The organism is Mesorhizobium sp. M7A.F.Ca.US.005.03.2.1, from assembly GCF_003997795.1.
Classification (GTDB): domain Bacteria; phylum Pseudomonadota; class Alphaproteobacteria; order Rhizobiales; family Rhizobiaceae; genus Mesorhizobium; species Mesorhizobium ciceri.
Map to the genome: position 1 here is coordinate 1 of NZ_RZRP01000023.1, position 20,223 is coordinate 20,223.

Below are 20,223 nucleotides of genomic sequence, written 5' to 3' on the forward strand. Positions count from 1 at the left end.
GCCGAATCCCTCGGTGCCATGGTCGAAGCGCTGGGCGGCGAGCGCAAGGCCGCGATCGGCAGGGAATTGACCAAGACCTTCGAGGAGATGCGAACCGGCACGCTGCAGGCGCTGGCCGACCACTATGCCGCGGCCGATACGCCGAAGGGCGAGATCGTCGTCTGCGTCGCTCCGGCCGAGGCCAGGGTCGACGAACCCGCCGACATCGACCGTCTGCTTCTGTCGCTTGCCGCCGAAATGCCGGCCTCCAAGGCGGCGGCGGAAGCCGCGAAGATGACCGGCGGCCAGAAACAGGCGCTCTATCGGCGATTGCTGGAGCTCAAGGATGCTTCGGGAGAAAGCGGCGGTGGCTGAACGCCCGAGCGCCAGCCGCCAGAAAGCCTATCGGCGCGGCCATCGCGGCGAATGGCTGGCGTCGGTAGCGCTGATGCTGAAAGGCTATCGCATTCTCGCCCGCCGCCATCGCACGCGCTTCGGCGAGATCGACCTGATCGCGCGGCGCGGCGATCTGGTGCTGTTCGTCGAAGTCAAGGCGCGCCGGTCGCTGATGGAAGCCATGGAGGCGATCGGTCACGAATCGGAACGTCGAATAGAAGGCGCGGCCGACATCTGGCTGTCGCGCCAAGCGGACTACGGCAGACTGTCGATGCGCTTCGACATGGTCGCGGTGCTGCCCTGGCGCTGGCCGGTGCATGTCGAGAACGCGTTTTATGGGAAGAGTTAGAGGGGGCAGCCCTCCTTCATTCGTCATCCACGGGCGGAGCCCGTGGATGACGAAGCGTGAGGGCCGCTACGCGGAACACTCCTCACCCCCAGATCATCAACGCCACCAACCCGACACCGCCCACCACCAGCCGCCACCAGCCGAACAGCGAGTAACCCTTGCGCGAGACGTAATCGAGCAGGAAGCGCACGACGATGAGCGCCGTGACGAAGGCGGCGACGAAGCCGACGGCGATGATCGGCAGGTCGGCGCTGCTCAGCACGTTGCGGTTCTTGAACAGGTCGAAGGCGAAGGCGCCGACCATGGTCGGGATTGCAAGGAAGAAGGAAAATTCAGCGGCCGCGCGCTTATCGACGCCCAAAAGCAGGGCGCCGACGATGGTCGAGCCCGAACGCGATGTGCCGGGAATGAGCGACAGGCACTGGAATAGCCCGATCTGCAGGTAAAGCCGGTTCGGGAAGCGCTCGACATCGCGATAAACCGGCTTGAGGTTCATGCGGTCGACCACCAGCAGCACGACGCCGCCGATAATTAGCATGATGCAGATCAGCCTCGGCGATTCGAACAGCACCGTCTTTATGAAATCATGCGCCAGCGCGCCGATGAATGCCGCCGGCAGGAAGGCGATGAGGATGCCGATGACGAAATGCCTGGTCAGTCGGTCGTGCGGCAGTTCGAGCAGCATTTTCCAGAGGCGGCGGAAATAAACGCTGAGGATCGCCAGGATGGCGCCGAGCTGGATCAGGATCTCGAAGGCCTTGCCGGTCGAGTGGAAGCCGAGGAAATGGCCAGCGAGCAGGATATGGCCGGTCGAGGACACCGGGATGAACTCGGTCAGCCCCTCCAGCAGGCCGAGCAGCAGGGCTTCGACGATGGTCTGGCTTTCCATGGCTACCTCGGCATTGGCGTGACGGCTGACAGAAGGGCTTGCTTGTCATGGCGTTGAAGTCCCCCTATAGGTCGCAACACCCTGACGGCCCGCTAACCGGGCGGCCAAGACTTACCGGTGCGCCCTGCGATTCGCCAGTGCGCTTTATCATCGCGGAACCATGCTGACGCTTTTCCACCACCCCATGTTCGCCACCTGTCGCTTCGTCCGCCTCGCTTTCGGAGAGTATGGCGAGGAGCTGGCCCTGATCGAGGAAAAGCCGTGGACCCGGCGCAAGGAGTTCCTGGCGCTGAACCCGGCCGGCACGCTGCCGATCCTGCTGGCCGAAGGCGACGTGCCGATCATCGGCGCGACGGTCATATCGGAATATCTCGATGAAACGCGCGGCGTGCTGAAGCGCGACAAGCGGCTGTTCGCCGAGGACCCGATGCAGCGCGCCGAAATCCGCCGGCTCATCGACTGGTATCTCAACAAGGCTGAAAGCGAAGTCACCCGCCATCTGGTGCGTGAGCGCGTGCTGAAGCCGGTCATGCCGGAAACGGCGGGCGGCGGCTCGCCCGACTCTGGCGCGATCCGTGCGGCGCGCGCCAACATCCGCCAGCACATGAAATACACCAACTGGCTGGCCGGCACCCGCCATTGGCTGGCCGGCTCGAGGGTCACCTATGCCGATCTCGCGGCCGCGGCGACGCTTTCGGTGCTCGATTATCTCGGCGAGATCGACTGGCGCGAGCACAGCGCTGCACGCGAATGGTACACGCGGGTCAAGTCGCGGCCTTCCTTCCGGCCGCTTTTGACCGACCGGGTGCGCGGCCTGTCACCGGTGTCGCATTATGCGGACCTCGACTTCTGACGCGGCAAAACTGCGCGCGCTGATCGACGCGGAGGCGCAGCGCGCCGGCTTCGATGCCGTCGCCGTCACCTCCCCCGATGCGATCCCGCTGGCGCCGGCGCGCCTGGCCGAATTCGTCGCCGACGGCTTTCACGGCTCGATGGACTGGATCGCCGAGACGTTGCAACGCCGCAGTGAACCAACGGCCCTCTGGCCGCAGGTACGCTCGATCGTCGTGCTGGCGATGAACTACGGCCCCGACCATGATCTTCGCGAAGTGCTGGCCAAGCGCGACCGCGGCGCGATCTCGGTCTATGCGCAAAACCGCGACTATCACGATGTGATGAAAGGCCGGCTGAAGGAGATCGCCGGCAAGCTCGTTGCCCGCGCCGGCGGTGACGTGAAGGTGTTCGTCGACACCGCACCTGTCATGGAAAAGCCGCTGGCCGAAGCCGCCGGGCTTGGCTGGCAAGGCAAACACACCAATCTGGTCAGCCGCGAGCACGGCTCCTGGCTGTTCCTCGGCACCATCTTCACCACCGCCGAACTCGTGCCCGACCGCGCCGAAATCGACCATTGCGGCTCCTGCCGCGCCTGCCTCGACGCGTGCCCGACCGATGCTTTTCCGGCGCCCTACCGGCTCGATGCGCGGCGCTGCATTTCCTATCTCACCATCGAGAACAAGGGGCCGATCCCGCACGAATTCCGCGAAAAGATCGGCAACCGCATCTATGGCTGCGATGACTGTTTAGCCGCCTGCCCGTGGAACAAATTCGCCCGGGCGGCTTCGGAAGCAAAACTCGCCGCGCGCGATGATCTGCGCGAACCACCGCTCGCCGACCTTTTGGGTCTCGATGACGCGGCCTTCCGCGCTTTCTTCTCCGGTTCGCCGATAAAACGCATCGGCCGCGATCGGTTCATCCGCAACGTGCTGATCGCCGCCGGCAATTCCGGCGAAGCGTCGCTGTCCGGCGCGGTGCTTGCGCTGCTCGGCGATCCGTCCCCGCTGGTGCGGGGCGCGGCAATTTGGGCGCTGGCGCGGCTGGTGCCCAACGCCGAATATTCAGAAAGGGCAGCCATCGGCCTGAAAACCGAGAGCGACGAAGCCGTGCGCGACGAATGGCGTCTGGCGCGGCCAACCAGGGCGAATGCATGAGCGAAAAGCAGATATTCATCTTCGGCGCCGGCTATTCGGGCAGGGCTTTTGCTCGGGCTAACAAAGGCGCCGCGACGATCTTCGGCACGACACGCTCGCCGGAAAAATTCGAGACGCTACGGCAGGCCGGCATCGCCCCGCTGTTGTTCGACGGTGCGCTGACGGATGAGATTGGCGATGCATTGCGGAAAACAACGCATCTGCTGATTTCGGTCGCCCCGGAGGAGGCCGGCGATCCCGTGCTGGGTGCGGCGCGAGAGGCAATCGCTCAAATGCCTTTGCTGGAATGGATCGGCTATCTCTCTACGGTCGGGGTTTACGGCAATTATGACGGCGCATGGGTCGATGAAACGGCTGAATGCCGGCCGGTGTCGAAGCGTTCGATGATGCGGGTGGCGGCAGAGCAGGACTGGCTGGAGCTGGGCCGCGAGATTCGCCGGCCGGTGGCGATCCTGCGACTCTCCGGCATTTACGGGCCGGGCCGCAATGCCCTGGTCAATCTGGAAAACGGCAGCGCAAGGCGGCTGGTCAAGCCCGACCAAGTGTTCAATCGCATTCATTGCGACGACATAGCAGGCTCCCTGTGGCAGCTCATCCAAGGCAATAAAGGCGGCATCTTCAACGTCACCGACGATCTGCCGGCGGCGCCGCAGGACGTCGTCGCCTATGCCGCATCATTGATGGGCATCGAACCGCCGCCCGAGATTCCTTTCGACGCCGCCCAACTTTCGCCCATGGCGCGGTCCTTCTATGGCGAGAACAAGCGCGTCGGCAACGCGGCGATCAAGGCGGCGGGCTATTCCCTGCGCTTTCCGGACTACCGCGCCGCCTTCGACCATATGTGGGCGAGCGACGACTGGCGCGACGGCGAGGCGCGCAGCCCGATGAAGCGCTAAAAGCAATTCCAGGAAAAGTGTGACACGGTTCTCCGTCCGGGATTGCGTCAAAACAGAGACAGAGCGGTTCACCGTTTCGGTGAACCGCTCTGTCGATCGAAGCGTTCCGCGTTGCATGCTATGATTCGGCCTGGTGGGGATCCGGTTTCATGAAAACACCGATACAGCCATCTCTCGGCAAAAAATTCAGGCTGGCGGCCGCTCTCGGCCTGTTCGTCCTTGCCGGTCTAGCCGTACGGCCGGCCGCGGCCGAGGAACGGGCAAAAGACCTGTTCGGCGCCAAGAAACTGCCAGCCGCGAGCGCGGCGCAATCGATCGGCTTCTATTCCAAGGGCTGTTTTGCCGGCGGCGTCGCCATTCCCATGGACGGTCCGACCTGGGAGGTGATGCGGCCGTCCCGCAACCGTCGCTGGGGCCATCCGGCTATGATCGCGGTGATCGAGAAATTGTCGCGCGACGCGGCAGCCGATGGTTGGCCGGGCCTGCTGATCGGCGACATTTCGCAGCCGCGCGGCGGCCCGATGCTGACCGGGCATGCCTCGCACCAGATCGGGCTCGACGCCGACATCTGGCTGACGCCGATGCCCAGCCGCCCGCTGTCGATGGCGCAGCGCGAATCGATGAGCGCCACCTTGATGGTCGATGAGAAGACCCATCTGGTGAAGGACGCGCTGTGGACGCCGGCGCACACAAGGCTTCTGAAGCGGGCGGCGAGCTACAGCCAGGTCGAGCGCATCCTGGTCAATCCGGGCATCAAGAAGAAACTCTGCGACACCGTCAGGGGCGACCGCGGCTGGCTGCGCAAGATCCGGCCGTTTTGGGGCCACGACTATCATTTTCACATGCGCATCGGCTGTCAGCCGGGATCCCCCGGCTGCAAGGCGCAGGAAGCGACGCCGGACGATGACGGTTGCGGCAAGCCATTGGCCTGGTGGTTCACGCAGGAGCCGTGGCGGCCCAACAAGAACCCGGATGCCCCCAAGGCACGCGACCTGATGACGATGGCGAACCTGCCGAGCGAATGCCGCGCCGTGCTCGACGCGCCGGGGCCGGTTTCCGCCGAGGCGGCGACCTATCACGGCGGCGGCGTGCCGGTCGCGGCTGCCGCACCCGAACCCGAAGCGCCGTCATTGTCCGCCACGCCGGCCGCCGCCGGCTTGCCAAGCACGGTGAACGCCTTCACGGCGACGCCCGAGATCGGCGTGCCGCTGCCGCGACCGCGGCCGCCAGGAAACTGACGGTCACGGCTCATAGACGGGCTCAACCGGTTCAGGACCTTATTTTTGCGAAACCGTGTCGGTTTGGCCGCACAGCCGGCCTCAGCGCGCCGCCGGGCTCGAAAACCGTTTCCCTTTTCAAACCCATGCGCTAGTCAACGGAAGAACGGCTAGATGCCGTCGGTGGCGCCGGAGACGGACGAGAGCATGCCAGGCACAGGCGACGACGATACTTTGTTGCGGTTTCCGATCCTTATCGGCGACATCGGCGGCACCAATGCGCGCTTTTCGATCGTGCTCGACGCCAATTCCGAGGCAGGCGAGCCGACCATCGTCCAGACGGCGAACTACAACACCATCGACGAGGCGATCCAGGCGGCCGTGCTCGATCGCTCGTCGGTGCGTCCCAATTCGGCGGTGCTGGCGGTGGCCGGTCCGGTCGACGGCGACGAGATCGAACTGACCAACTGCCCCTGGATCGTCAAGCCGAGAAAAATGTTCGCCAGCCTCGGCCTGAGCGACATCGTCGTGCTCAACGATTTCGAGGCGCAGGCGCTGGCCGTCGTCGCGCTCGGCGAGGAGCACATGGAAAAGATCGGCGGCGGCACGCCGGAGCCCAATGCCGGCCGCGTCGTGCTCGGCCCCGGAACCGGGCTCGGCGTCGCCGGGCTGGTCCATGCGCTGCACCACTGGATACCGGTGCCCGGCGAGGGCGGTCATATGGATATCGGTCCGCGCTCGGCCCGCGATTTCGAGGTTTTTCCGCATATCGAGAAGCTGGAGGGCCGCATTTCGGGCGAGCAGATCCTGTGCGGACGCGGTCTGGTCAATGTCTATCGGGCGGTTGCCAAGGCGGACGGCAAGCCGTCGCCCTTCACCACGCCGGCCGAGATCACTGCCGCGGCACTTGCGAAAACCGATCCGGTTGCCGAGGAAGCGCTGGAGACCTTCGTCACCTGCCTTGGGCGCACGGCAGGCGACCTTGCTCTGGTGTTCATGAGCCGCGGCGGCGTGTTTCTCACCGGTGGCATCGCGCAGAAGATCGTGCCGGCGCTGAAAGCCGGCAATTTCCGTGCCGCTTTCGAGGACAAGGCGCCGCACAGCGCGATGATGCGCACCATGCCGGTGTATGTCATTGCCCATCCGCTGGCCGCACTTCTGGGCCTTGCCGCCTATGCCAGGAACCCCTCGCTGTTCGGTGTCCAGACTTCGGGCCGGCGCTGGCGCGACGAAGTTAGTCACCCCGAGGCATAGGCAAGCTGGCTGCTTGGCGTTAAGAGGGGTGCCAAATTGCCCGGCCGCGGGAAGCGGAAATCTACGAAGCGCTCCAATTTGACATTTCAGCCCCCCAATTTGTCGAAACCCCGTGCGGGAGAGATCGTGGCGGTCATCCGCCGTATCCTCCAGGAAAATGGCCGCGACTATCGGGGCGCGTATGTTTTCACCATCCTCTGCCTGCTGACCGTGTCGGCGACGACGGCGCTTGCCGCCTGGATCATGAGCCCGGTCGTCAACCAGATCTTCTACGAACGACGCGGCGACCTGATCCCATGGATCTGCGCCGCACTGCTCGGTGCCTTCATCCTGCGCGGCCTTGCCGGCTACGGCCAGGCGGTGACGATGGCCAGGATCGGCAACAATCTGGTGGCGCGCTATCAGCAGCGCATCTTCAACCATCTGATGAAGCTTGGCGTCTCCTTCTTCAACGACACAAGGTCCGGGCGGCTGGCCGCGCAGGTCAACGAGAACGTCAACGGCATTCGCGACCTGTTGTCGATGACGGTGACCTCGACCGCGCGTGATGCCGTCTCGCTGGTCGGCCTGGTCGGCGTGATGATCTACCAGGATCCGATACTCTCCTTGAGTTCGCTGCTGATCGGGCCGCCGCTGATCTGGACCGTCACCTATCTGATGCGCCGGGTGCGCCGCATCACGCGCGAATCGGTGCAGATCAACTCTCGGCTGATCGGCGCCATGCAGGAAGCCACGCAAGGCATCGCCATCGTCAAGGCCTTCACCATGGAGGACGAGCTGTCGCGCCGGATCAGCCAGCTCGCCGAGGATGCCGAGCAGCGGTCGAACAAGATCGCTCGCGTCTCCGAGCGGCTGACGCCGGTTTCCGAACTGCTGGCCGGCATCGCCTTCGCCAGCGTCATCGCCTATTCCGGCTACCGGGCCACCGTTCTCGGCCAGCCGCCGGGCGCGGTGTTTTCCTTCATCACCGCGCTGACGCTCGCCTATGATCCGGCCCGCCGTCTGGCGCGCATGCAGGTCGGCATGGAACGCGCGCTGGTGAATGCGCGCATGATCTACGAGCTTCTCGACATCGAGCCGCAGCAGAGCGACGCCCAAGGCGCCGCCGAGGCGAAATTCACCTCCGGCGAAGTGCGTTTCAACAACGTCTCCTTCCGCTATGTCGAGGAGGCTCCGGTGCTGCAGGATCTGAGTTTCGTCGCCGCGGCCGGCAAGGTGACGGCAATCGTCGGCGCTTCGGGCGCCGGCAAGACGACATTGGTGGCGCTGCTGCAGCGCTTCTACGATGTCGAGGCGGGGTCGATCGAGATCGACGGCCAGGACATCTCGAAGGTCACCAAACAGTCGCTGCGCGGTTCCATCGCCTATGTCTCGCAGCAGCCCTATCTGTTCGAAGGCCCCATCCGCGACAACATCCGCTACGGCCGGCTGAGCGCCACCGATGCCGAGATCGAACAGGCCGCGGGCCAAGCCGCGGCCGACGACTTCATCCGCCAGCAGCCGCAGGGCTACGACACGCCAGTCGGCGAGAACGGCGTGACGCTGTCCGGCGGCCAGCGCCAGCGCGTCTCGATCGCGCGGGCCATCGTGCGGCAGGCACCGATCCTTTTGCTCGACGAAGCGACATCGGCGCTCGACAACGAGGCCGAGGCTCGCGTCCAGCAGGCGCTGACAAAGGTCATGGAAGGCCGCACCACCATCGTCATCGCGCACCGGCTGTCGACGGTGGTCAATGCCGACCACATCATCGTCATGGAACAGGGCCGGCTGGTCGAGGAAGGCACGCACGCCTCGCTGATGGCCGATCCGCACAGCGTCTATGCCCGCTTCCACCGCATCCAGGGCGTCAAGGGTCTGGGGCTTGTCGACGACAGCGCGCCGATCCGGACTTCGGCGCAACGCCTGTCACAAGGCATCGACACGCAGAGCATCGCCGGGAGCACGACATGAGCGCCACGCCCGCAACCGACGGACCGGCAAATGATATGGGCCTGGTGGTGGTGGGCGCCGCCGGCCGCATGGGCCAGACGCTGATCCGCGCCATCCACTCTATATCAGGCGCGCGGGTCATCGGCGCGGTCGAGCGGACGGATTCGCCGCATCTGGGCAAGGATGCCGGCGAGCTGGCCGGCATCGGCATCATCAACGTGCCGATCAGCGACGATCCGCTGCCGGTGTTCGCCAAGGCCGACGGTGTGCTCGATTTCACCACGCCTACTTCGACGGTCGAATTCGCCGGCTACGCGGCGCAGGCGCGCATCGTCCATGTCATCGGCACTACCGGCTGTTCGGCCGATGACAATGCCAGGATCGCTGCGGCGGCGCGCCATGCGACGATCGTCAAGTCGGGCAATATGAGCCTCGGCGTCAATCTGCTGGCGGTGCTGGTCGAGCAGGCGGCGCGCGCGCTCGATGCCGACGATTTCGACATCGAGATCCTCGAAATGCACCACAAGCACAAGGTCGACGCGCCTTCGGGCACGGCGCTGCTGCTGGGTGAAGCCGCCGCCGCCGGGCGTGGTATCGATCTCTCAGGCAACGACGTGCGCGTCCGCGACGGCCACACCGGGGTGCGCAAGACGGGCTCGATCGGCTTTGCCACGTTGCGCGGCGGCTCTGTCGTCGGCGACCACAGCGTGATGCTGGCCGGAACCGGCGAGCGCATCACCCTGTCGCACCACGCCGAGGACCGCGCCATCTTCGCCCGCGGCGCCGTCAAGGCGGCGCTTTGGGCGCGCGGCAAGAAGCCGGGACTGTATTCGATGCGGGACGTGCTCGGCCTCAGCTGAGCCGGCCTGATCCATAAACCTGAAGGAGCAAACATGTCGCGAACCCTCGTGCTCGTGCGCCACGGCCAGAGCGAATGGAATTTGAAGAACCTGTTCACCGGCTGGCGCGACGTCGACCTGACCGAACAGGGCCACGCCGAGGCCAAGGCCGCCGGGCAAAAGCTCAAGGCGCGTGGCCTGAAATTCGACATCGCCTTCACCTCGGCGCTGATCCGGGCGCAAAAGACCTGCCAGCACATCCTCGACGCGGTCGGCCAGGGCGACCTGAAGACCATCCGCGACCAGGCGCTCAACGAGCGCGACTATGGCGACCTCTCCGGCCTCAACAAGGACGACGCCCGCAAGAAATGGGGCGAGGAGCAGGTGCATGTCTGGCGCCGCTCCTACGACGTGCCGCCGCCTGCCGGCGAAAGCCTGAAGGACACCGGCGCCCGCGTCTGGCCCTATTACCTGCACGATTTGCAGCCGCATGTGCTGCGCGGCGGCACCGTGCTGGTCGCCGCGCACGGCAACTCCCTGCGCGCGCTGATCATGGTGCTCGACGGCAAGTCGGGTGAGGAGATCGTCAAGCTGGAACTCGGCACCGGCGTGCCGGTCATCTACCAGCTCAACGCCGATTCCACCGTCGCTTCCAAGGAAGTGCTGGACGACTGAACCGGCGAACGGAGTACCTGCGAAAAAAGCGCGTTGACACACATCGCTTGCCCGCTTACATGAGCCCGCACCAGCCCAGATGGCGGAATTGGTAGACGCGCACGGTTCAGGTCCGTGTTCCGCAAGGAGTGGAGGTTCGAGTCCTCTTCTGGGCACCAAATTCCCGTTTCGAACCACTCGACGGTTCAGAAACTTAGAGAAAAAGCCCGGTTCGCCCGGGCTTTTTCTTTTCAGCCAACCTCCCCTTCCGGCCAGTCCCCTCACAAACCGCTTCAAACTCCGCGGCCGCTTCGCTACGCTCAAAACCATGGCTCAATCCACCAACCCGATCTTCGGTGCCCGCCGCGACCAGGCGTTCCCCACGCTGGCCGAGGTGGACATCGACCGCATGCGCCGGTTCGGCGAGGCCAGCGCCTATGCAGCCGGCGAGCACATCATCGAAGCCGGCGATGTGGCGCCCGGCCTGATCGTCGTGCTGTCGGGTAGCGTGGACATCACCCAGGACGGCGGGCTCGGCCGGCGCGAGACGATCGTCACGCACGGCCCGGGCAGCTTTGTCGGTGAGCTGGCGCAGCTTTCGGCCCGTCCCCCGCTGGTGAATGCGCAGGCCGCCGAGCCGGTGGAGGCGTTCGTCATCGCCTCGCAGCGGCTGCGCGACCTGATGGTGCAGGAGGCCAATCTCGGCGAGCGCATCATGCGGGCGCTGATCCTGCGCCGCGTCGGGCTTTTGGAGAGCGCCACCAGCGGGCCGATCATCATCGGACCCCAGGACAATGCCGACGTGTTGCGGCTGCAGGGTTTTCTGGCGCGCAGCGGCCAGCCGCACCGCGTGCTCGATTCCGACAGCGATCCCTGCGCCAAAACGCTGGTCGAACGCTTTGAGGTCGATCCGCACCACCTGCCGATCGTGCTCTGTCCAAACGGCAGGCTGCTGATGAACCCCGGCGAAAAGGACCTCGCCCGCTGCGTCGGCCTGTTGCGCCCGATCGATGCCGATACGGTGTATGACGTGGCCATCGTCGGCGCCGGCCCGGCAGGGCTGGCGGCGGCGGTCTATGCGGCATCCGAAGGGCTGTCGACGATCGTGCTCGATTGCCGTGCCTTCGGCGGACAGGCCGGCGCCTCCTCGCGCATCGAGAACTATCTCGGTTTCCCGACCGGCATCACCGGCATGGCGCTGATGGCGCGCGCCTACAACCAGGCGCAGAAATTCGGCGTTGAAATGGTCATCCCGGACGAGGCGAAGCTTTTGAGCGCGGCCACCGACACGTCAGGCGCCCGCTATCTGCTCGATGTCGGTGACGGCGAGACCGTGCGCACGCGCAGCGTGGTGATTGCCAGCGGCGCGCGCTATCGCCGCCTCGACATCGCCGATCTTGCGCGGTTCGAGGGGACGTCCGTGCACTATTGGGCGTCGCCCATCGAAGGCCGGCTTTGCGCGGGCCAGGAAGTGGCGCTGGTCGGCGCCGGCAATTCGGCCGGGCAAGCGGCTGTCTACTTGGCCAGTCATGCGCGGAAGGTGGCGCTGCTGGCGCGCGGCGGCAGCCTCGAGGCCAGCATGTCGCGTTATCTGGTAGAGCGCATCCGGGCGCAGCCGAACATCGAGGTGCTGACCGGGACCGAAATCGAGGCACTGGAGGGCGAAGACGGCAATCTTGCCACGGTGCGCTGGCGCAACCGCGCCAGCGGCGCGGGAACAACGCGCCCGATCCGCCATCTCTTCCTCTTCATCGGCGCCGATCCGAACACCGATTGGCTGGCCAACTGCGATGTCGCGCTGGACGCCAGGGGTTTCGTGCGCACCGGATCGGACATAGGATCGGCGCAGATGGAGACGAGCCGCAGCGGCGTATTCGCCATCGGCGATGTCCGTGCGGGCTCGGTCAAACGGGTCGCCGCGGCTGTCGGCGAAGGCGCCCAGGTGGTCGCGGCTCTGCATGCCTACCTCGCGCGCGGCAACGCCGACACATTTCAAATGGCCGGGAGACCATGATGGATGAATGCAGACATACGCGCGACATCAGGAAGGTCACGCCGAGCGCGCTCGGCTGCGAGGAATGCCTGAAGAGCGGGTCGCAATGGGTGCATCTGCGGCTGTGCCGTACCTGCGGCCATGTCGGCTGCTGCGACGACTCGCCCAACCGCCACGCCACCAAGCATTTCCACGCCACCAAGCATCCGATCATCGAGGGCTACGATCCACCCGAAGGCTGGGCATGGTGCTATGTCGACGAGGTGTTTGTCGACCTCGGCGACGATGTGACCCCGCAGAACGGTCCGATCCCGCGCTTTGTTTGAGCGCCCTGGAGACGCCGAAGAAGAGCCCGGTTCGCCCGGGCTTTTCTTTGTCCAGCATTACGCGCTCGATGCCCGACTGTCCGCAAACTGACAGCTTACCCGTTCCAGTGTCCTGCCAGCTCACGATCATCCGAGCCCGACAAAGCTTTGACATGATCGCGGCTAGTTTAGAAATATTCAAAACTGGAAGGCTCGCATGCACCCCACCTATACAAGCGCACAAAAAGCCATTCACTGGGCGGTGTTTCTGCTGGTCATCGGCCTTTATGGCTTGACCTATGTGGAAGAACTTTTTCCGCGCGGCGATCCCGGCCGCGCGCTCGTCTGGTGGTTCCATATTTCGTTCGGGCTGCTGTTGGTTGCGCTGGTCGTCATCCGCGTCGGCCTGCGCCTGATACTGGGAACGCCAGGGCTGCAGACGGAAATGTCGGAGCTTGAACGATGGGCGGCCAAGATCGCGCATCTGCTGCTCTATGCGCTGCTGGTGACCATTCCGGCTCTCGGCATCCTGCTGACTTGGTACAGGGGCGACGCCTTGAGCTTCTTCGGCCTCTTCACCATCCCGGCCCCGGTATCGCCCGACCGCGACACGGCCCGGTTCATCAGGGAACTGCACAGCCTGTGCGCCAATTCGATCCTCATCCTCGCCGGAGTGCACGCGGCCGCGGCGCTATGGCATCATTTCATCCGCAAGGACGACGTGCTCAAGCGAATGCTGCCGGAAAGCACGCTCTCCTGGAGCAAGTCCGGGAAAGCGTGAAGTGGTTTCCCAGGAAAAGCGCATGGCGCCTTCCCTCGTTGATCGGGAGGGCCTTTCTTTCGACCTTCTTTTTCTTCAGAAGGCGCTCTCCCCGAGAGGGCTAACGCCGACCGATAGCGCCTACCGCACGGAGCCGGTGACGGTTGGGTCGATCATGCTGGGAACCGACTTGCGTTCGTTTCCGGCAAGCGCCGCTATGATCAGCAGGCTGGCAACCACCGGGACAAACAGGATGGCAACGCGAGCCTGCACGTAAAATATGGCGCGCCATTCATTGCGCTTGTCGGGGCTGTTGCTCATCATACTCACTTTGTCGGCCCCCCGGGCCGTGACATAGAAGCTAACGGTTAAACAACTCCTTCCGACTTCGTTAACCCGGCGGATTTGAGGCGAAATTCCCACGCGATCCCCAAGATGGCGATCCAGGCTTCAGTTGAGCCCGATGCGGCTGGCGCCCTGCCGGAACAGCGCTACGGCATCCGGTTCGAAGCGGAAGGTGCCGATGAAATCGTCGGCGCAATAGTCCGGCCTTGTCTTGCGGATGGCGGCGGCGAAGCCGCGCGCCTCGTCGAGCCGTCCGGCCAGCGCCAGGCAGTGCGCGGCGATCGCCAGTATGATGGCGTGGGCGTTGGGCCGCGCCGCCGCCTTCAGCGCCCATTCGGCCGCCTCCTCGAACTGGCCGAGCCGGACATGCGCCATGGCGCGTGCGCCCAGCATGCCGAACAGCAGCGGGTCGAACGGGCTGAGATGGCGCGAATGATCGGAAGAGCCTATCGCCGCTCGCGGGTCGCCCGACTGCGAATGCACGAAGGACAAAGCGTAGTGGCCGAGCGCGAAGTTGGGGCTGAGATCGACCGCCCGCTCGAGTTCGAGCAGCGAGCCGTCCTGCTCGCCGCGCAGCCACAGCGCCCGGCCCATCGCCCAATGGGCGGCCGGATTGTGGTCGTCGACCAGCAGGCTGTGGCCGGCGCTCTCGAAGGCCAGCGCGCTTTCGCGGTCGCGATCGCCCCAGCGCTGGAAGGCGTTCTGCCAGTGGGTGAAGGACAGGCCGGCATAGGCACGGGCGAAGGTCGGGTCGAGCTGCAAGGCCTGGGCAAAGAAATGCCGCGCCTGCTCGTTTTCGGCCTGGGTGAAGCGGTACATGTGCCAGAGGCCGCGATGGTAGGCCTCCCAGGCGTTGAGCGAGCTGGGCGCCTTCAGCATGGCGCGGTTGCGCTCGACCGTTTCGATCTCGGCCGAGATCGAGGAGACGATGCTGTTGCCGATGTCGTCGAGCACGGAAAAGATGTCATCGGGCCTGCGCTCGAAGGTCTCGGCCCAGACGATCCTGGCGCTGCGCACCTCGATCAGCTCGACGCTGACGATAAGGCGGCCGGACGGGCTGCGCACCGTGCCGGTGGCGACATAGTCGACATTCAGCCGGCGGCCGGCATCCTCGGGCGCGATGTTCTGCTCTGCCAGCGCAAACACCGATCCGCGCGCGATGACGAAGAAATCCCTGAGCTTGGCCAGGCGGGTGATGATGTCGTGGGTGAAACCGTCGGCCAATCCGCCGCGCGTGCCGCCGCTCTCCTCGACAAACGGCATCACCGCCAGCGAAGCGTGGCTGGGCTCGACCGGGCCGGGTGCGGTGGGCATGGTGGCCACCAGTGGCGATAGCGTGGACAGGCAGGCCGTTCGAAGCGAGGTGCCCGACTGTCGGTCGCGGATCGCCCGCCAGGCCGCGCGAAGCGGTGCGAAATCGAGCTCCTCCGACCGAAACAATCGTTCCGCCGCGGCCAGATGCTCTTCGGCCGCGCCGACCTCGCCGCGCCCGGCCAGATTGGACAGCAACGCCAGATGTCCGCACGTGTCGAACGGCGCCAGTTCCACCCATGTGTCGAGATGGGCGATCGCCTCGTCACTATAAGCCGGCAGGCTCGCGACAAGGCGTTCCAGCACGGCGGCATGGCAAGCGCTGAAGCGGCGGCGCTGCGCGATCAGCCAGCTGTTGAAATGCGGGCTGCGCTCGAGCTCCAGCCCGTCGAGGAAATCGCCGGCAAACAGTCCGGCCAGCACGCGCAAGCGCTCGACGTCAAGCGTGCCGATCCCTTGCGCGGCGGCGCGGCTGACCTCCAGCACATCGATCAGGCAATCGTCGAGATCGAGTGCGACCGTATCGCCTTGGGTGGAGACCCGGCGCCGGGCCGGCATGTCAAGCGCGCCGCGCAGCTTGCTCAGGCACCAGCGCAGTTCGCCCCTTGGGTCGTTCGGCACATCCCACAACAACTCGCACAGGCGACTGCGGCTGACCGGATGCGGCGCCAGCGCCAGATAGGCGAGCAGCGCGCGCAGCTTGCGTGACGCAGGCAGGGCAACCGGAGCGCCGTCGCGGGAGATCATCAGCGGTCCGAGCAGGCGCACGGAAAGGACCGGCATGTCGCCGTCCGGCCTCGATCGAGTGGATTCCACGTGCGTTTCCACGCCTGCTCCCACGCTGGCCTGTCGGCCTCTCCTGTATCACCAAACACGACACGGCGCATCCGGCAGCGGATCTCAGCGCCGGATACGGCCATTGCCGCTGTGCGGCATGTCAGTCCTAGCGCGGCAAGGTCACCAAACCTCGCCGCCCAACCCGCCGGTTTGTAACCGGCCCGTGAAGACAAAACGCGATGACAATCAAGGAGACCAAGATGTTGCAGCAGCAGAAGATCAGAACCACGGCCGGGCGCGGCCGCCTGTTCGACAGCATTCTCGACACCGTCGGCGACACGCCGGTGGTTCGCATCAACAATCTCGGACCGTCCCACGCGACGATCTACGTCAAGGCCGAGTATTTCAATCCCGGCGCCTCGGTGAAGGACCGGCTGGCGCTCAACATCATCGAGGAGGGCGAGCGCAGCGGGGCGCTGAAGCCGGGCCAGACGGTGGTCGAGGCGACCAGCGGCAACACCGGCATTGGCCTCGCCATGGTCTGCGCGCAAAAGGGCTATCCGCTGGTCGTCACGATGGCCGACAGTTTTTCGGTCGAGCGCCGCAAGCTGATGCGCATGCTGGGCGCCAAGGTGGTGCTGACGCCGCGCGCCGAAAAAGGTTTCGGCATGTACAAGAAGGCGGTGGAACTGGCCGAGGCCAATGGCTGGTTCCTTGCCCGCCAATTCGAGACGGCCGCCAACGCCGCCATCCACGAGGCAACGACGGCGCGCGAGATCGTCAATGATTTCGCCGGCTCGCGGCTTGATTGCTTCGTCACCGGCTATGGCACCGGCGGCACGGTGGTGGGCGTGGCGCGCGTGCTGCGCCGCGAGCGGCCGGAAACCCGCATCGTGCTCTCCGAGCCGGCCAACGCGCAGCTCATCGGCAGCGGCAAGGTCCAGCAGCGCGGCGTCGATGGTGCTCCCGCCGCCAGCCATCCAGCCTTCGAGCCGCACCCGATCCAGGGCTGGACGCCGGATTTCATCCCCAACGTGCTGCAGGAGGCGATCGACACCAGCCTCTATGACGAGGTGATGCCGATCGCCGGGCCCGAGGGCATCAAATGGGCGAGGGAATTGGCGCGCAAAGAGGGCATCTTCACCGGCATTTCCGGCGGCGCGACCTTCGCCGTGGCACGGCAGGTCGCGGAGGAGGCGCCGGCCGGTGCGGTGATCCTGTGCATGCTGCCCGACACCGGCGAACGCTACATGTCGACACCGCTGTTCGACGGCATCGAGGCCGAGATGGATGCCGACGAGACCGCCCTGTCGCGCTCGACGCCCGGCTGCCAGTTCCCGGCGGCTTGACGGGAGATCTGGTATGGACGCCGTGCAAGAAAACCTCGGCCTTTTGGCCGAGGAAACGCTCGATCCCCTGGACTGGGCCGATGTGCAGGCCCTGTCGCACCGGGTCATCGACGATGCGGTCGATTACCTCCGCGATGTGCGCGACCGCCCGGTCTGGCGGGAGATGCCGGCCGATGTGAGAGGGGCCTTCTCGGCGCCGCTGCCGCGCTCGCCGGCGCCGCTGGATGCGGTCTATTCTGAGGTGTCCCGCACGGTGATGTCCTATCCAATGGGCAACATCCATCCGCGCTTCTGGTCCTGGTATATGGGGTCGAGCAATTTCACCGGTGCGCTCGGCGATTTCCTTGCGGCAATCCAGGGCTCGAACCTCGGCGGCGGCAACCACGCCGCCGGGCTGATGGACAGCCAGGTGGTGAACTGGTGCAAGGAGATGCTGGGCTTTCCCGCTTCTGCCGGCGGCACGCTGGTCAGCGGCGGCTCGATGGCCAACATCATCGGGCTGACCGTGGCGCGCAACGTCAAGGCCGGCATCGACGTGCGCGAGCATGGTGTCGCCGCCATCGAAGAGCCGCTGCGCTTCTACGGCTCGGAGCAGATCCACTCGTGCCACCGCAAGGCGATGGAGGCACTTGGCCTCGGCAACCGGGCACTGCGCCGCATCCCGACCGATGCCGGGCTGCGCATCGATATCGCCGCCTTGCGGGCAGCGATCACAGACGACCGCGCGGCAGGGTTCAAGCCGGCCTGCGTCATCGGTACGGCGGGCACCGTCAACACCGGGGCGATCGACGATTTGCAGGCGCTTGCGAAGCTGTCACATGAGGAAGGCCTCTGGTTCCATGTCGACGGCTGCATCGGCGCGCTGATCGCCATTGCGCCTGAGAATGCCCATCGCGTCGCCGGCATCGAACGGGCGGATTCGGTCGCGCTCGATCCCCACAAATGGCTGCACGCGCCGTTCGAAGTCGGCTGCGCCCTGGTCAGGGATGCCGCCGCGCATCGCGGGACCTTCGCGGTGACGCCGGAATATCTGGAATCGACGCCGCGCGGCCTCGCTTCCGGCGAATGGCTGCACGACTACGGCCTGCAGACGTCGCGCGGTTTTCGCGCGCTGAAGGTGTGGATGGCGCTGAAGGAGCACGGTGTCGAGAAATTCGGCCGCCTGATCGACCAGAACATTGCCCAGGCCGTCTATCTTGCCGGCTTGATCGAGGCCGCGCCGCGGCTGCAGCTGGCGGCATCGCCGACCGTCAACATCGTCTGCTTCCGCTATCAGCCCGGTCTGACAGGCGAGGCTCTGAAGGTGCTCAACACGGAGATCATGCTGCGGCTGCAGGAACAGGGCATTGCGGCCCTTTCGGACACCACGGTGCATGGCGAGCACTGGTTGCGCGTGGCGATCACCAATCATCGCACACGGCGCGAGGATCTCGACCTGCTGGTGCGTGAAACGGTGCGGCTGGGGCATGAGATCGCGACGCAGGGTTCCGCACCTTCCTAGTAGCGGGCAGGCATGCGATTCTGCCGCGGTGATTCGGGAGATCCAGGCCGTGACGCTGTTTCGTATGGTTGCACTGGCGGCGCTGGTCTTCACCGCCTCGGCGCAGGCCGCCGACATGGCCTTCTTCGTCAAGAACCTGCGCAAGGAAGCAGTCGCGGTCGAGCTGTTCAGCCGCGACCGCGAGACGGTCTGGCCGGGCAACGACAAGGTGTTCCTGATCGCCCCAGGGTCGCAGAAATCTGTGCCGTTCTCCTGCAATCAGGGCGAACATATCTGCTATGGCGCCTGGGCCGACGGCAATGACAGCCTCTCGGCCGGCGTCGGGCCGGACAATGACCAGCCTTGCGACACCTGCTGCTTCATCTGCGTCGAACACTCGACAGAGACGATCGATCTGGTGCCGTAGAGCGCGGAAGTTTTCGTTGGACCCAAATTAAGTCAGGGATCGGCTCGTCCGGTCCACTTCCGCGATTCAGCGCTGCGTGCGATGGTCGCCACGCGGCCGGGTGGGCCGCTTATTCAGGGGGTCACTCATGTTTCATATCTATGCGCGCCGCGTGCTGGCCGCGCTGTCTCTCCTCATGCTGCTCGTGCCGGCGGCGCGTGCCGACGATGTCACCTTTGCCATCAAGAACGGCCACCCCAACGCCATGCGCGTCGAACTCTACAGCCAGGATCGCGACTATGTCTGGCCGGGCGATGACAAGGACTTCTACCTCGACGACGGCGAGACCAAGCAGCTGCCGATATCCTGCAACGCCGGGGAATCGATCTGTTACGGCGCCTGGGTCGATGGTGACGAGGGCACCTATTGGGGCGTCGGCCCCGGCAACAAGGAAAAATGCGAGGATTGCTGCTATACCTGCAGCGGCGGCGAGACCGAGGAGATCGAACTGGTCCCCTGACCGGTTTGCCAGCTTGACGGTCTTCGGGCTGGAGCCATAGCCTGTGCAAATACCCAGCGCGCGCCGCCTCGAACTGTTCAGACGCGACGTGCTTCAGGCAAAAGGAGCTCAGCTATGGCCGGCATGGTCGAAAGCGACAAGATCGACGTCGGGTTTTCCGGCAAGCGCTGCATCCATTCGCGCAACTGCGTGCTCGGCGATCCGCACGTCTTCGTGCCCAACGCGCCGGGTCAATGGATCCATCCCGAGGCGGCCAGCGTCGAGAAGATCGTCGCCATCGCCGAAAGCTGCCCGTCGGGCGCCATCACCTATGTCAGGAAGGATGGCGGGCCGCAGGAGCAAGCACCGGTGGTCAACACGGTGCGGCTGCGGGAAAACGGCCCGCTGGCGGTACACGCCGAGATCGTTCTCGACGGCGAGACTTCTTATCGTGCCACGCTCTGCCGCTGCGGCGCTTCGGAAAACAAGCCGTTCTGCGACGGCAGCCACAACAAATCCGGTTTTGCCGCCACCGGCGAGCCGCAGCTGAAGGACACGCCGGCGCTCGAAGCGAGAAATGGTCCGCTGAAAGTGACGCCGACCACCAA

20 protein-coding genes, 1 tRNA gene and 1 pseudogene are annotated in these 20,223 nt (G+C 65.3%); 19 read left to right on the forward strand and 3 right to left on the reverse strand.

The window, feature by feature from the left end; genetic code table 11:
- Together EN991_RS02635 and EN991_RS02640 are read left to right on the forward strand one after the other, a co-directional pair.
- A pseudogene (locus EN991_RS02635) lies at window positions 1-354 on the forward strand (rRNA (cytidine-2'-O-)-methyltransferase); the annotation flags it as partial.
- A complete protein-coding gene (locus tag EN991_RS02640) occupies window positions 347-724 on the forward strand; it encodes a YraN family protein (protein ID WP_024502180.1) in 378 nt (125 codons plus the stop codon). The pseudogene EN991_RS02635 and the gene EN991_RS02640, both read left to right, overlap by 8 nt.
- Window positions 725-806: 82 nt before the next feature.
- Here the strand turns inward: EN991_RS02640 and EN991_RS02645 are convergent, their stop codons facing one another.
- Window positions 807-1,613, reverse strand: a complete 807-nt coding sequence (locus EN991_RS02645; RefSeq protein WP_127368085.1) for an undecaprenyl-diphosphate phosphatase — start codon at window positions 1,611-1,613, stop codon at window positions 807-809.
- 160 nt (window positions 1,614-1,773) lie between these two features.
- Between EN991_RS02645 and EN991_RS02650 the strand changes: the two genes are divergently transcribed.
- The 12 genes from EN991_RS02650 to EN991_RS02705 all read left to right on the forward strand — a co-directional run bounded on the left by EN991_RS02650 (window position 1,774) and on the right by EN991_RS02705 (window position 13,469).
- Window positions 1,774-2,466, forward strand: coding sequence for a glutathione S-transferase family protein (locus EN991_RS02650; protein WP_127368086.1), 693 nt, complete (start codon window positions 1,774-1,776; stop codon window positions 2,464-2,466).
- The gene (gene queG / locus EN991_RS02655; protein WP_127368087.1) at window positions 2,447-3,601 is read left to right on the forward strand and encodes a tRNA epoxyqueuosine(34) reductase QueG; all 1,155 of its coding nucleotides are present in this window, start codon (window positions 2,447-2,449) and stop codon (window positions 3,599-3,601) included. Before EN991_RS02650 ends, queG begins: the two co-directional genes overlap by 20 nt.
- The gene (locus EN991_RS02660; RefSeq protein ID WP_013528620.1) at window positions 3,598-4,497 is read left to right on the forward strand and encodes an SDR family oxidoreductase; all 900 of its coding nucleotides are present in this window, start codon (window positions 3,598-3,600) and stop codon (window positions 4,495-4,497) included. The genes queG and EN991_RS02660 overlap by 4 nt, the downstream gene beginning before the upstream one ends.
- 149 nt (window positions 4,498-4,646) lie before the next feature.
- Window positions 4,647-5,735, forward strand: a complete 1,089-nt coding sequence (gene mepA / locus EN991_RS02665; RefSeq protein WP_127368088.1) for a penicillin-insensitive murein endopeptidase — start codon at window positions 4,647-4,649, stop codon at window positions 5,733-5,735.
- Window positions 5,736-5,921: 186 nt separating this feature from the next.
- A complete protein-coding gene (locus EN991_RS02670; RefSeq protein WP_127368089.1) occupies window positions 5,922-6,968 on the forward strand; it encodes a glucokinase in 1,047 nt (348 codons plus the stop codon).
- A gap of 78 nt (window positions 6,969-7,046) precedes the next feature.
- Window positions 7,047-8,918, forward strand: coding sequence for an ABC transporter ATP-binding protein (locus EN991_RS02675; RefSeq protein WP_127368090.1), 1,872 nt, complete (start codon window positions 7,047-7,049; stop codon window positions 8,916-8,918).
- On the forward strand, window positions 8,915-9,757 hold the full coding sequence (dapB, locus tag EN991_RS02680) for a 4-hydroxy-tetrahydrodipicolinate reductase (RefSeq protein WP_127368091.1): 843 nt from the start codon (window positions 8,915-8,917) through the stop codon (window positions 9,755-9,757). The genes EN991_RS02675 and dapB overlap by 4 nt, the downstream gene beginning before the upstream one ends.
- Before the next feature lie 33 nt (window positions 9,758-9,790).
- Window positions 9,791-10,411 carry a 2,3-bisphosphoglycerate-dependent phosphoglycerate mutase gene (locus EN991_RS02685; RefSeq protein ID WP_127368092.1) on the forward strand — a complete coding sequence of 207 codons (621 nt, stop codon included), beginning with the start codon at window positions 9,791-9,793 and terminating at the stop codon, window positions 10,409-10,411.
- 73 nt (window positions 10,412-10,484) lie between these two features.
- Window positions 10,485-10,569 (forward strand) — tRNA-Leu (locus tag EN991_RS02690).
- A 149-nt stretch (window positions 10,570-10,718) separates the two neighbouring features.
- A complete protein-coding gene (locus EN991_RS02695) occupies window positions 10,719-12,404 on the forward strand; it encodes an FAD-dependent oxidoreductase (protein ID WP_127368093.1) in 1,686 nt (561 codons plus the stop codon).
- Window positions 12,401-12,709: a UBP-type zinc finger domain-containing protein gene (locus EN991_RS02700; protein ID WP_027161196.1), complete on the forward strand. Its 309-nt coding sequence runs from the start codon at window positions 12,401-12,403 to the stop codon at window positions 12,707-12,709. Before EN991_RS02695 ends, EN991_RS02700 begins: the two co-directional genes overlap by 4 nt.
- 196 nt (window positions 12,710-12,905) lie before the next feature.
- Window positions 12,906-13,469, forward strand: coding sequence for a cytochrome b (locus EN991_RS02705; RefSeq protein ID WP_127368094.1), 564 nt, complete (start codon window positions 12,906-12,908; stop codon window positions 13,467-13,469).
- 120 nt (window positions 13,470-13,589) lie between these two features.
- Here EN991_RS02705 and EN991_RS02710 read toward each other — a convergent pair whose 3' ends face one another.
- Complete coding sequence (locus EN991_RS02710) at window positions 13,590-13,769, reverse strand: hypothetical protein (protein ID WP_023814179.1); 180 nt, start codon at window positions 13,767-13,769, stop codon at window positions 13,590-13,592.
- Between the two features lie 129 nt (window positions 13,770-13,898).
- Window positions 13,899-15,887 carry a transcriptional regulator gene (locus EN991_RS02715; RefSeq protein WP_127368095.1) on the reverse strand — a complete coding sequence of 663 codons (1,989 nt, stop codon included), beginning with the start codon at window positions 15,885-15,887 and terminating at the stop codon, window positions 13,899-13,901.
- Between the two features lie 254 nt (window positions 15,888-16,141).
- Here EN991_RS02715 and cysK point away from each other — a divergent pair, with 254 nt between their 5' ends.
- The 5 genes from cysK to EN991_RS02740 all read left to right on the forward strand — a co-directional run.
- Window positions 16,142-17,230, forward strand: coding sequence for a cysteine synthase A (gene cysK / locus EN991_RS02720; protein WP_127368096.1), 1,089 nt, complete (start codon window positions 16,142-16,144; stop codon window positions 17,228-17,230).
- Window positions 17,231-17,243: 13 nt separating this feature from the next.
- Entirely contained in the window at window positions 17,244-18,731 is a 1,488-nt protein-coding gene (locus EN991_RS02725) for an aspartate aminotransferase family protein (protein WP_127368097.1), read from the forward strand.
- A gap of 49 nt (window positions 18,732-18,780) precedes the next feature.
- Window positions 18,781-19,137 carry a hypothetical protein gene (locus EN991_RS02730; protein ID WP_024502169.1) on the forward strand — a complete coding sequence of 119 codons (357 nt, stop codon included), beginning with the start codon at window positions 18,781-18,783 and terminating at the stop codon, window positions 19,135-19,137.
- A gap of 127 nt (window positions 19,138-19,264) precedes the next feature.
- Window positions 19,265-19,636 (forward strand): hypothetical protein, encoded by a 372-nt coding sequence (locus EN991_RS02735; protein WP_063169665.1) that lies wholly within the window; start codon window positions 19,265-19,267, stop codon window positions 19,634-19,636.
- Window positions 19,637-19,750: 114 nt separating this feature from the next.
- Window positions 19,751-20,223: (4Fe-4S)-binding protein (locus EN991_RS02740; protein ID WP_127368098.1), on the forward strand; the 473-nt coding region annotated here is incomplete at its 3' end.